This window comes from Brachyspira pilosicoli P43/6/78, assembly GCF_000325665.1.
GTDB classification, from domain to species: domain Bacteria; phylum Spirochaetota; class Brachyspiria; order Brachyspirales; family Brachyspiraceae; genus Brachyspira; species Brachyspira pilosicoli.
In genome coordinates, this window is record NC_019908.1 from 789,463 (window position 1) to 802,070 (window position 12,608).

At 26.9% G+C, this 12,608-nt stretch carries 13 protein-coding genes; 6 read left to right on the forward strand and 7 right to left on the reverse strand.

Features of this window, described 5'->3' with window-relative positions:
* Nucleotides 1-15 precede the first annotated feature (15 nt).
* On the forward strand, nt 16-582 hold the full coding sequence (locus BPP43_RS03445; protein ID WP_014933049.1) for a hypothetical protein: 567 nt from the start codon (nt 16-18) through the stop codon (nt 580-582).
* Nucleotides 583-670: 88 nt separating this feature from the next.
* On the opposite strand, the gene mtnK is transcribed toward BPP43_RS03445, so the two are convergent.
* Entirely contained in the window at nt 671-1,867 is a 1,197-nt protein-coding gene (gene mtnK / locus BPP43_RS03450; protein WP_015274172.1) for an S-methyl-5-thioribose kinase, read from the reverse strand.
* Between the two features lie 196 nt (nt 1,868-2,063).
* On the opposite strand from mtnK, the gene BPP43_RS03455 reads away from it, so the two are divergent.
* The gene (locus BPP43_RS03455) at nt 2,064-2,546 is read left to right on the forward strand and encodes an ATP-binding protein (RefSeq protein WP_013245149.1); all 483 of its coding nucleotides are present in this window, start codon (nt 2,064-2,066) and stop codon (nt 2,544-2,546) included.
* Nucleotides 2,547-2,624: 78 nt separating this feature from the next.
* Nucleotides 2,625-4,109: an ATP-binding protein gene (locus BPP43_RS03460; RefSeq protein ID WP_015274173.1), complete on the forward strand. Its 1,485-nt coding sequence runs from the start codon at nt 2,625-2,627 to the stop codon at nt 4,107-4,109.
* Nucleotides 4,110-4,111: 2 nt separating this feature from the next.
* Here the strand turns inward: BPP43_RS03460 and BPP43_RS03465 are convergent, their stop codons facing one another.
* Genes BPP43_RS03465 through BPP43_RS03475 form a run of 3 tightly spaced genes read right to left on the reverse strand, consistent with a single transcriptional unit; the run spans nt 4,112 to nt 5,592 of the window.
* Nucleotides 4,112-4,582: an anti-sigma factor family protein gene (locus BPP43_RS03465; protein WP_013245147.1), complete on the reverse strand. Its 471-nt coding sequence runs from the start codon at nt 4,580-4,582 to the stop codon at nt 4,112-4,114.
* Complete coding sequence (locus BPP43_RS03470) at nt 4,579-5,133, reverse strand: RNA polymerase sigma factor (RefSeq protein ID WP_014935839.1); 555 nt, start codon at nt 5,131-5,133, stop codon at nt 4,579-4,581. The genes BPP43_RS03465 and BPP43_RS03470 overlap by 4 nt, the downstream gene beginning before the upstream one ends.
* A gap of 9 nt (nt 5,134-5,142) precedes the next feature.
* Entirely contained in the window at nt 5,143-5,592 is a 450-nt protein-coding gene (locus BPP43_RS03475) for a Spy/CpxP family protein refolding chaperone (protein ID WP_013245145.1), read from the reverse strand.
* A gap of 204 nt (nt 5,593-5,796) precedes the next feature.
* Between BPP43_RS03475 and BPP43_RS03480 the strand changes: the two genes are divergently transcribed.
* A complete protein-coding gene (locus tag BPP43_RS03480) occupies nt 5,797-6,828 on the forward strand; it encodes a hypothetical protein (protein WP_015274174.1) in 1,032 nt (343 codons plus the stop codon).
* Nucleotides 6,829-6,889: 61 nt separating this feature from the next.
* On the forward strand, nt 6,890-7,612 hold the full coding sequence (locus BPP43_RS03485; RefSeq protein WP_015274175.1) for a polyprenol monophosphomannose synthase: 723 nt from the start codon (nt 6,890-6,892) through the stop codon (nt 7,610-7,612).
* Nucleotides 7,613-7,619: 7 nt separating this feature from the next.
* Here the strand turns inward: BPP43_RS03485 and aroA are convergent, their stop codons facing one another.
* Together aroA and ftsY are read right to left on the reverse strand one after the other, a co-directional pair.
* Nucleotides 7,620-8,888 carry a 3-phosphoshikimate 1-carboxyvinyltransferase gene (gene aroA / locus BPP43_RS03490; protein WP_013245142.1) on the reverse strand — a complete coding sequence of 423 codons (1,269 nt, stop codon included), beginning with the start codon at nt 8,886-8,888 and terminating at the stop codon, nt 7,620-7,622.
* 17 nt (nt 8,889-8,905) lie between these two features.
* The gene (gene ftsY / locus BPP43_RS03495) at nt 8,906-9,865 is read right to left on the reverse strand and encodes a signal recognition particle-docking protein FtsY (RefSeq protein ID WP_015274176.1); all 960 of its coding nucleotides are present in this window, start codon (nt 9,863-9,865) and stop codon (nt 8,906-8,908) included.
* A 177-nt stretch (nt 9,866-10,042) separates the two neighbouring features.
* Here ftsY and BPP43_RS03500 point away from each other — a divergent pair, with 177 nt between their 5' ends.
* Nucleotides 10,043-11,323: an ankyrin repeat domain-containing protein gene (locus BPP43_RS03500; RefSeq protein WP_015274177.1), complete on the forward strand. Its 1,281-nt coding sequence runs from the start codon at nt 10,043-10,045 to the stop codon at nt 11,321-11,323.
* Here BPP43_RS03500 and hisS read toward each other — a convergent pair.
* On the reverse strand, nt 11,320-12,567 hold the full coding sequence (gene hisS / locus BPP43_RS03505; protein ID WP_014933039.1) for a histidine--tRNA ligase: 1,248 nt from the start codon (nt 12,565-12,567) through the stop codon (nt 11,320-11,322). The two genes, BPP43_RS03500 and hisS, sit on opposite strands and share 4 nt — an antisense overlap.
* Between the last annotated feature and the right edge of the window lie 41 nt (nt 12,568-12,608).

Sequence of the window (12,608 nt, forward strand, 5' to 3'; positions counted from 1 at the left end):
AAATGGAGATGTATTATGTTAAGAAGAATTGTGTTATCTGTTATTCTTGCTTTAGCATTAATAACAACTGTTCCTACCCAAGCACAAGCTGCATATGCTGATGGTGCTGCTATCGGTGCTGCATTTATGGGTGGTTTTCCTGCTCAAGCTTCTTTAGGTTTAACAGGACAATTTAATGGTGTTCCTTTAATGTTTGGATTAACAGGAAGAATATTATTTACTGATAATTATCAGCATTTTGGTATCGGATTTACTATGGATTGGTGGGGATTAAAAATTCCTTTGTTACAAGATTCAGTTGGTATTCACTTCTATTTAGGACCTGGTTTGGGTTTAAGTGCTGACTTTGGAAGCAAGTATTGGAATATTAATGCTGCATTAAGAGTACCTATAGGATTCTCTTTTATATTTGCTAAAAACTGGGAAGTATTTGTGGAATTAGCTCCTAGTATCAATGCTCTTAGTGTTGGAAGCGGCGGATTTAGATTATTGGGTATATATATAGGTGATGGCGGAAGCGGTTGGGCTTTTGATTCATTCTTCGGATTCGCTGGTCAATTAGGATTCAGATACTGGTTCTAATATTTTAGTTCTTCTAAAATAATGGCTTAATCTTATTTATTTAAGATTAAGCCTTTTTAGTATTAAAAGTTTATTTATCTATAAAATCTCACTCTTTTATAAACTCAAATATATCTATTAATTTTTTTCCTTCGTTTATAGTATTTCTATTTTTTATAAATAATATTGCTGTTTTTATTAATGCTCTCTCCATAATAAGTTTTTTATCAGATAATTCTAAAGATGATATCTCAGCTACCTTAGAGTCTCCTACAGTTCTTCTTATCATTTCTGTGCCTGCATATCCTATAGAATCTGATAATATAGAACTCAAATAATATTCTTTAAAACTCTCATTTTTATAAAGACTAAATGTAACTATATCATCATACTTTTTTCTTAAAGAAATATTTATTTTATCAAATGTATCTATTATTGTTTTCTTTATCCATTTAACAAAATCTTTATTATTAGAAAAATAAGTTTTATTAGCCAAAGAGAAAAATAAGTTTCCTATAACATTACCAATATCGTATCCTATAGGTCCATAAAAAGCAAACTCTGGATCTATTATCTTTACGCCTTTTTGATTTATAAATATAGAGCCTGTATGCAAATCCCCATGTATAAGTGCCTGAGAATAATTCATAAACCTATCTCTCAATTTGCATATTTCAAACTTTAAGCTTTCATCATTATACAAAAACTTCTCTACAAAATCTTCTTGTCCTTTAGATATTATATTTCTATTTTTATAATTATAATAAGGCTCTGTTAAAACTAAATCTTCTGTGATATCGCATAATTCTTTATTTATAAAAAGCTTCACATTATCTTTTTTTTCTGCCCTATCCATTACCAAATCAGTTGTAGGAAGCAAAACATTAGATAAAAAGTCAGCAATCTCATCAGAAAAATTATCAAACTGTTTTTCTTCTAATAACTCTTTACGCATGTTTTTATAATCAGATATATCTTCCATAGCCAAAGCATGCATATTCTCATCATAAGAATAAACTTTAGGTATATGATTAGGCGACAAAGAATACTCTATTTTTAATATTTCTGCCTCTATTTTACTTCTGTAAACATCTAAAGCTCTGCCAGAAGAACGTAAAAACTCATCAGCCTGTTTTATTATAATAGATTTATCTTTACTAAAAACCTTAAACACATAATTTATATTACCGTCCCCTATTTCAATAGCCTCAATTTCTTCATCTTCATTAAAATATTTTAAGACTTTTTTACAATATTCCTTTACATCTTCCGTACTCATCAAGAAATGCTTATCAAATTTACACATTGTTTATATCCTTAAACTAGTATTATGCTTAATATTATATTAATAAAACGCAAAAAATACCACTAAAATACAATTATACAATATAAAAATTACATTTAATAAGTAATACTTTATAAAAAAATATAAATATTAAATTTGATATAATATCATTATAATGGTATACTTTCTAATAAAGCTATTACAGGGTTGTTTTGAAGTGGAAAAGTATATACTAGATAATGATTTAGATAATATAAGCAAACTCATAGAAAATATATGTCTAAGAATAGATAAATACATAATAGATACTGACCTCTTTTCATCAGCATTATATGAAGTAATAATCAATGCTATAGAACATGGCAATCTCAATATATTGTATGAACAAAAAAAAGAGTGGCTTCAAAAAAATATATATAATAAAAAACTAAACGAATTACTAAAAAGCGAACTTGCTCAAAATACCAATATAGAATTAACTTTAGACATAAATGAAAATGATAGAACTATCACAATCACAGTAAAAGATAGCGGAGAAGGCTTTAATATAAACAAAGCATTAAAAACAATTAAAGATGATGGTTTTGCAAGAGAAAGCGGAAGAGGAATTATAATAATAAAATCATATTTTGATGAAGTAAAACATAATAAAAAAGGCAATGTTATTACTCTCATTAAAAAATTCAATAAAAATACATAAAAAAGAGAACACTATTATGGCTAAATAAAAAAAAAGTCCAAAGATACTAAATTTTTTCATAAATCTCCTGAAATAAAATTGGATACTGGTTTTGTTACATTAGAAAGATTTATAGCTATAAATGAATATGATGACGGAAGTTTTTCAAAAGAATATAATTGCGATATCATTAACAGAAAAGGCTCTGATGCAGTTATAATAGTTCCATATGCTTATATAGATAATCAAATGCATGTGCTTATGATTAAAAATTTCAGACCAGTAGTATACTATAAAGAAAAAGTATTAAATAATAAAAGTGCTGGCGAAATAGATGAAAATATTATGTCATTTTTAGAGTTTCCAGCTGGTATGCTCGAAGAAGATGAACTTAACATGAAAGACAGTAATATGGGTATAAGAAAATGTGCTCAAAGAGAATTGGAAGAAGAGACAGGATATAGTGTCAATATAAAGAATATTAAAGTTTTAGGACATCAATATTACAGCTCTTCTGGTATTATTACAGAGAGAATAAATATTGCCACATGCGATATAACAGGATTAAAACCTAAAAAAGTAAAAACTGACGGTTCTGTTATGGAAGAAAATATTGATTCTTTTTTTGTGGAGTTTACTGAGGCTATAAAATGGTGCAAAGAAGGAATAATAAAAAATGCTGGTACAGAAATAGGCTTAAACAGACTTTATTTTTCAATACTATATGAACAGCAAAAAAAACATACTGATATATTACAAAAAAGATTAGTTTCTTTATTTAATGAAATAAACTCTTTGAAAAAAAGTGTTAATTATTATAATAAGCTTATAAGAGAGTTTAAAGCTACTATCACTCATGAGCTTAGACACCCATTTACAGAGATAATGGGGTATATTAATTTATTAAAAAGAAAAACATTAGCTGAAGATAAAAAAGAAGAGGCTATTAATGTTATATCTAGAAGTATAAAAAAACTATATGATAATAATAATAATTTAATACAGATTGCCATTAAAGATGATGAAAGCTATAGTTATACTTCTGAATTTAATGTTGAAGATGAATTAAACTCAATAATAGAAGGATATAAAATTTTATACCCAAAAGATATTAATACAGAAATAAATATAGAAGAAAATTGTAAGACTCTAATAGGATATAAAGAGAGATTTAGATTGATAATGGAAGGTATAGTCTCTAATGCCTTTAAATTTACAAAGTCCGGCACAATATCTATAAACGTTAGAATGCTTGATACTATTGAAACTAAAGTTATAGATTTATCACCAGACTTATTTAATTATCATTCTATGCAAAACATCATACCAAATGAAATAGAAATTACGGTAAAAGATACAGGCAAAGGAATAAAGCAAAGCAAATTAAAGAAAATCTTTATACCATTCTATCAAAGCGATTCAAGGTTTGAAAGAGAATATGGCGGAATAGGAATAGGTTTATCTGTAGTCAAAGATCTTCTTGATACTATGCAAGGTGCAATTACAATAGATAGCTCTGAAGGTGCAGGTACTATAGTAAAATTAAGAATACCTTTTGGAGTTGTAAACACTTCCAAAAATTAATTTTATTCCATATAAGCCATATAAGCAGATAATACTGTTATGCTGTCTTCTTCAGTGCTTTGATTTTCTTCGGCATAATCAAAGTATGTAGATAAAAGTGCATAATCACTGTAGCCATCTTCGCTATATACATTCTCTTCTTGTTCTTGAGAAACAGATGTTGAAGCTACTATTGGAGCAGATGCTGTATTATTATTATTGTTAATAACTACACCTATTCCAACAAATATCAATAACATAGCTGCTATAGAAGCAATATAAGGTACGAATTTAAATTTCTTTTTTGTGTTATTTACTTCTATGGGCATCTTCCCAGTTAAAATAGATGACATAGCAAAAATTTCTTCTTTAAACTTTCTACATTCAGCACATTCATGCAAATGTTTTTCCATTTCTGCTATTTCTTCATCATTTAAATCATTATCTTTATATCTGCTAATAAGCATTTCATAATACTCATGTGTGTTGTTCATAAAGTTACCCCCATTTTTTTTATTATTTCTAATAATTTCTTTCTTGCCCTAAATATCCTTGTTCTTACGGTATTAACAGGCAAGTCCAATTTCTCAGATATCTCAGTATAAGAATAATTCTCATATTCTGCCATCATAAGAGGTATTCTAAAATCATCTTCCAATTTAGATAAACTCTCTGCTATAATGATTTTATTTATACTGTCATTATCATGAGCTTCCTGCATTTGGGCATTTCTGTATTCTTTAAGTCTGTATCTTTTTTCTCTCTCTTTTTTTCTTATATGGTCAACTGCCCTATTGAAAGAAACCCTATAAAGCCAAGTATAAATCTTAGACCTTCCTTCAAAGCTCTCCCTCTTTATATAAAAACTTACAAAAACATCTTGTACAATCTCTTCTGCCTCATCATAATTAGAAATAAGAGAATATACAAGATTAATTAAAGGTTTTTTGTAAGCCTCCATAAGCTCTTTGAAAGCCTCTTCATCTCCTTTTTTAAAGGCTTCTAAAAAATTATTTTCATCAAACGCCATCTCTACACCACTCATAAAAAATAATTACCTCATTTTGCAATTGTGAAGCTGAGATCTTTGCTGAGGTGTTAATACATTTATTATATCTAAATCTCGAACCATTTTCAAATAATCTCTCTCTGCTTCATAATCTTTTTTAGACTTAATAAGATTCTTTAGCATATTTCTGTTTGGATTATCTTTAATAAGTTCTTCTCTTATACTATAATCTATCTTTTCTATTTCTAGTCTAATGCTTTCTTCTTCTTGTACAAATTTAATAGCTATATCATAAACTTTCTTTGTTTGCTCTTCTGTTAATACTATGCCAGCCATTTGTAAAAAACGTAAAGCATCTGGACCCAATTTATCAGTTCCTCTATGCATTCCCCTGCCGCCGCCTCTCATTCCTCTGCCATGTCCTGGTCCATAAGGCTGAGCAATAAGAAGTGATGAAAATAATAATACAAATAATAATATAAGCCTTTTTTTCATGTACTAACTAAACCTCTCTAATCAAATATATCTCTTTATTACAAAATATTAGACGTATATATATCGAAAAAAGTTCCCTGTTTTTATATATATTTTATATTATTTACAAAGTATTTTAATGAAAATTAGATAAACAACCTATTTCAATTAATACTATTTTTATATATAATAAAACATATAATTAAAATATTAGGGTTATCATATATGTATAAAATACTATCTCTTGATAATAATAATAAAATAATAAATATATCCAATAATTCAAAAGAAATTGATAAAAACATATTATATAAATTAGCAAAGCATATTAAAGAAAAAAATAACAATAAAGCAAATATTACAGAAGAAGATGATAAAATAATAATAACTAATGATAATTTTCAATATGAACTATTTTTTGATAACAATATAAATATAAAAATAATTAAACATCAAGATAAATTAGCATTTAATAATATTACATATTTAGAAAAAGAATTTTATAACTATATTAATAGCATAAATATTATAGAAGCAAAAAAAACATTAAAAAAAATTAATGAGTCAATTAAAGATAATATGTGGTTAGATTTTATGATTAATGATTATAAAACAGACTTGCATATTGTAGGAAGTAATGATTTATCTTGCTATCATGATATAGAAATAATATTTAAAAATGTAATACATATAGAATGTGACACACATTTTAATGCTTGCCCATCAGAATATGATGTTTTTAGAGCAGATGAAAATTATAAAGATTCTAATATAAAAATAAATATACATACAGATACTAAAACATTTTATATAATATGTGAAGATATAGATTATAACAATAAAATGGTAAGATATGATTATAACTACAACTCTCTATACTCTGCCGATAAGGAAAACATAATCAAAAAATATGAATTAATAAAAGAAAATGATAAATGGTATCAAGAGAAAGAAAACTCTCATAAAGCATTAATTTTTACAGATAAGTTTTTTAATACTAATGATACTATTGGAATAATATTTAGAATATATAAATTATGCTTTGCTAAAGTAAAATATTTTAGAACATTTTATTATAAGTTTGAATATTATAAATATGATTATAAAAAAGGATTTGTAGAAACAGAGTTATGGGACGTGGAGTTTTTTAAGCATATAGATTCTGGTTTAATGATAGATTTAAGATATTTGCAGTCTATCACCGTTTATGAAGACTTTGTTAAGTTTTGTAATGAACTTGATAATTATTCTAAATAATATTGAAAACATAAGAAAGATAATATATAATAATTCAAAATCTAAAAAATTGGGAATCTAAATGAAAGCTATAATAATAATACCTACTTACAATGAGAGCGACAATATAGAGAAAATGCTTAATACCGTATTAGCACTTCCAGAATATATAGAAATACTAGTAGTTGATGATAATAGTCCAGACGGCACAGCAAGTATTGTTGAGAAATATTTAGATAATAATAGAGTTCATTTATTAAAGAGAGAAAAAAAAGAGGGACTTGGACCTGCTTATATAGCTGGGTTTAAACATTCTTTTCAGTATAATCCTGATTATGTTATAGAGATGGATGCAGATTTTTCTCATGACCCTAATTTTGTTGTTAATTTTGTTAATAGAATGGAAAAAGAGAATTTGGATTTAGTTATAGGTTCAAGATATTGTAATGGTATTAGTGTAGTTAATTGGCCTTTAAGAAGATTATTTTTATCATACTATGGAAATAGATACGCTTCATTTATATTAGGTTCAAAGATAATGGATATTACTGGCGGATTTAAATGCTTTAGAGTATCTGTATTAAAAACTATGAACTTTGACAATATTTTATCAGCTGGATATTCTTTCCAGATAGAGATGAATTATTCTTTTGAAAGCAATGGTAAAAAGATAGCAGAAGAGCCTATTATATTTTATGAAAGAAGAAGCGGACAATCCAAAATGTCTAAAAATATAATAGCTGAAGCATTATTTAGAGTTGTTCGTTTAAGATTTAGAGATAAATCAAAATATTTTAATAAATAATAATATATTAATCTATTTTAGCACCTATACTTTTGAACTGTTCCAAAAAGTTAAAAGAAGATTTATTAATAGACTCAGCATCATCTATAATAATATCATTATTGGATATAGTAGAAGCAACGCTTAATGCCATAGCTATACGATGGTCATTATGGGAAGTAGTATTTCCGCCTTCTAATTTTTCAACACCCTCTATATATATTTCATCATCTGTTACTTCTATTTTTGCTCCTATTTTAGTGAAACTATCTTTTAAGTCATTAATTCTATCGCTTTCTTTATATCTTAAACGGCTTGCATTATATAGTTTTGTAGTTCCTTTAGCAGTAGAAGCTAATGCTGTAATTATTGGAGCTAAATCTGGTATATCTGATACATCTATATCCATAGCATGAAGTCTTCCCATTTTTTTAACTGTAATAGAACCATCTTCATTGCAATTAATAGAAGCTCCCATAAACTTTAATATATTTAGTATCTCTTTATCACCCTGTATAGAATATTTATTTAATCCGTAAAGAGTAACCTCTCCTCCCAAAGCACCAGCAGCAGCAAAAAAAGCAGCATGCGACCAATCAGATTCTATTTCATAGTTAAGTGCAGAATATTCTTGAGAGCCATATATTTCTATAAGTGAGTTTTCCATGTTTTTTGATATTTCTATCTTTGCTTCTTTTAATGTTTTTAATGTCATAAATACATAAGGAGATGATTCTAATTCGCCTTCAATTATAATCTTAGAATTACCCTCAAGTAAAGGAGCAGCAAATAATAAACCGCTTATAAACTGACTGCTGATATTACCTTTTATTGTAAAATCTCCGCTTTTTAATTGACCTTTTATTGTAAGAGAATCTTCTTTTTTATCAAAAAATAAACCCTGTGCTTGCCATATCTGTTCATATACCGATATAGGTCTAGAAAATAGTTTTTTAGAGCCAATAAATGTTGTATTAATATTAAGTGCAGACATTATAGGAATAAGAAGCCTTAAACTAGTGCCAGACTCTTTAACGTCCACTACTATATCATTAATAGAATTATCTTTTTTAGGAATTACCCTCAAATAATCTAATTCTGGAACTAAGTCAGCAAAATTAGAAACAGCATTCTTTGTTACTTCTATATCATTACCTACATTTTTCATCCAAGGTTTTAATATGCTTATATCTTTAGAAAGAGCAGCAGATATTAAAGCCCTATGAGCATCACTTTTACTTATTTGTATATATACAGAACCATAAATATCATAAGAAGGTTTTATTACTAAAGACATACGAATCTCCAAAACAATTATTGTAAAATAGAATCAATAAACTCTTCAGCATTAAACTCTCTAAAATCTTCTACCTTCTCTCCAAATCCTCCATAATATATAGGAAGTGATAAATAATGAGCCACACTTATAGCAACTCCGCCCTTAGCAGAACTATCTAATTTTGAAACAATAGCTCCTTGTATATTTAAGGCATTAGTAAATACTTTAGCCTGCTCTATACCATTATGCCCAACATTAGCATCTAATACAAGTATAGGCACAAAATTAAATTCACTAAATCTCTCTGTAGCTATTTTTTTCATCTTTTCTAATTGCTTAACTAAATTATCCTGATTGTGAAATCTGCCAGCCGTATCAACTATTACTATATCAGCATTTGTTGCTTTTGCCTTATCTAAAGCAGAGAACAATACACTAGCTGGGTCTCCTGCTTGCTGACCTTTAACTATAGTTACAGATAATCTATTAGCCCATTCTTCAAGCTGTTCTATAGCGGCTGCTCTAAATGTATCTGATGCTGCTAAAATTATTTTATGATTTTGTTTTAATATATTTGCTAGTTTTGCAATTGAAGTAGTTTTACCTACTCCATTTACACCTACTATAAATAATATATTCTTTTCTTTTAATTCTATTTTTTTATTTATGAACTTAGATATTAAAATCTCTCTTAAATGCTTTTTTACTTCTGATGAATCTTTTATATTTTCTTTTTCTACAATATCTCTTAATTTTGAAATAATATCTTTTGTAGTTTCAACTCCTGCATCTGCTGTTATAAGCATATTCTCTAAACTTGCAAAAAACTCATCATTAATTGATGATTTATTAAATAATGAGGATAGAGAAAATTTTGATTTTGAAGTTGTTAAAGATACTTGAGGTTTTTTCGACTTATTTTTTAATACCAATAATATTATTAAAGCCAAAATAACAACAATGGCTATTATTATATATAATAAATAATTTTGCATCTATTTGTTCTCCACTAAAAAATTATTAGAGATATTATATAAAGTATTAATATTTTTTCAAGTTATGTAATTTTCTAATATACTGTATTTTACTAAAATAAAATGCAAAAGTTTTAGTTTACATAATAAAATTATAATTTATAATAGTATAATAATTTATAATAATGGAAAATAATAATGATAAAAAAACTGATAATACTATATATCTTAATAATAAACATATCATACGCACTAACAGAAAATGAAAATAAAATGATTAATGCTGTAAAAATAGGCGACATAAAAACTATACAAAATATGCTAAGCCAAAATGTTAATCCAAATATAAAAGATGAGAGAGGATACTCTTTAATACATATAGCAGCAGAAAACAACCAAACCAATTCTATAAAAACATTAAAAAACTCTCCATATTTAGATTTAAATAAATTATTAGATAAAAATACAAAGATTATAAAAAGCAATGAAACTATAGATGCTTCATATTTTTCTGCTATGGATATTGCTGCAATATACAACAATTTTGAAACATTAAAACTATTAATAGATTATGGAGCTAATATTAACTTTAAGATGATAGAAAAACCAAGAAGTGAATTTGTAGCTTCAAGATATTCTAACTCAAAAATATTAAAAGTATATTTGGATAAAAACATATACTTACTTATGAATAGTGAAGATGTTATATCAATAATGAAAGCTGCTATTTTTGGTGATAATGTAGAAAATATAAATTATTTAGTAAGAGTGCTTGGTATAGATGTAGACACTAAAGATACAAATACAATGCTTCATTATGCTTCTGGTGTTGGAGCTATAGAATCTATGAAGACTCTTATTTCTCTTGGTGCTAATATAGACAATACTAATTCATATTTTCAAACAAGCTTGCATTATATTTTAGATATTAATGCAAATAAAAAAACAGAAAGCGTAAAAATACTTTTAGAAAATAATGCTAATATTAATTTACAAGAAACTAACGGAAACACACCTTTGCATTTAGCATTAATTAATGCAAGCAAATCTAAAGACTACAGCAAAGTAATAGACATGCTTTTAGCAAAAAATGTAAATGTTAATATTACAAATAAAAATAATGAAACAGCATTAAATATAGCAGTAAAAAATAATGATTATAATAATTCTCTAAAACTTATAAACAAAGGCTCTGATTTAAACCATATAGATAAATATTATAGCCCATTGCATATGTCAATAAAAAATAATAATACAGAATTAGCAAAAGCTTTAATAGATAATGGTGCTAATATAAGTTTGAGAGATAAAAATAAAAATTACAGTCCATTAAATATTGCAATAGAAGTTGGAAACTTTGATATATGCAAACTTCTTGTAAGAAATGGTGCTGCCGTGGATAATGTTTCAATAGAATTAGCAAAAAAATCTAAAAATGAAAATATTAGAAACTTCTTTGAAAGCAGCCGTATGAATTAATTAATAAATTTAGCTATATCAGATAAAGCAACATCTCTCTCTTCACTAGTATCCATATTCTTTAGCTTAAACTTATTATTTTTTAATTCTTCTTCACCTACTATTAAGGCATATTTAGCATTTCTTTTATTAGCAGATTTAAACTGATTTTTAATAGATTTAATATTATAATCAAAATCACAAGAAATATTTTTAGCCCTAAGAAGCTGCATAATATTCAATACTTCATTTTGAGTCTCTTTAAAAGCTATAACAAAAACATCTAATCTGTCATTTATAATATTGTTATTGTTTTCAAGCACTATAAGAAGTCTCTCAAGCCCCATAGCACTTCCAACAGCAGGAACATCTTTATTAGAATTAAAAAGCCCTATCAAATTGTCGTATCTGCCGCCTCCAAGTATGGCACTCTGTGAACCTAATGCATTAGTTTGAACTTCAAAAGCGGTTTTAGTATAATAATCAAGCCCGCGTACAAGCATATTGTCTATAGTGAAGTTTTGATTAATTTTAGTAAGCTCATTACATAAAGAATCAAAATGCTCTTTACATTCATCGCATACATAATCATAAAACTTTGGTATATCTTTTAATATTTCTTTGCACTTTTCATTTTTACAATCTAATATTCTTAAAATATTATTTTCATATCTATTTTGGCAAGTTTCGCAAAGCTCGTTTTTTCTCTCTCCAATAGCTTCTCTAAGAGCCTTATTATAATTGGGTTTACAATTACTGCATCCAACAGTATTAATTAGCAAATTAACATTATCTATGCCAAACTCTTTTAATATGTTGATATTTAAAGCTATAACTTCAGCATCTATTACAGGAGAAGTTCCTCCGATACATTCTATGCCAAATTGATTAAACTCTCTATATCTGCCCTTTTGAGGTCTCTCAGCCCTATACATAGTGCCCAAATAAAAGAGCTTATTAATAGCATATTCATTTTGCAAAGAATTCTCAACATAAGCACGAGCAACCGAAGCAGTACCCTCAGGTCTTAAAGTAAGAGAACGTCCTCCCCTATCTTCGAAAGTAAACATCTCCTTTCCAACTATATCAGTACCCTCTCCAATACCTCTAGTAAAAAGGTCAGTATACTCAAATAAAGGCGTTCTTATCCTTTTATAACCGTATAATCTTACTATCTCTTTTATTTTATTTTCTATAAACTCTAGCCTCTCGGAAGAATCATAAAAAAAGTCATTTGTACCTCTAGGTTTTTTTATATTAAGCATCATATCTCCAATTATTAATTATTTAAACAATGCTTAAATAC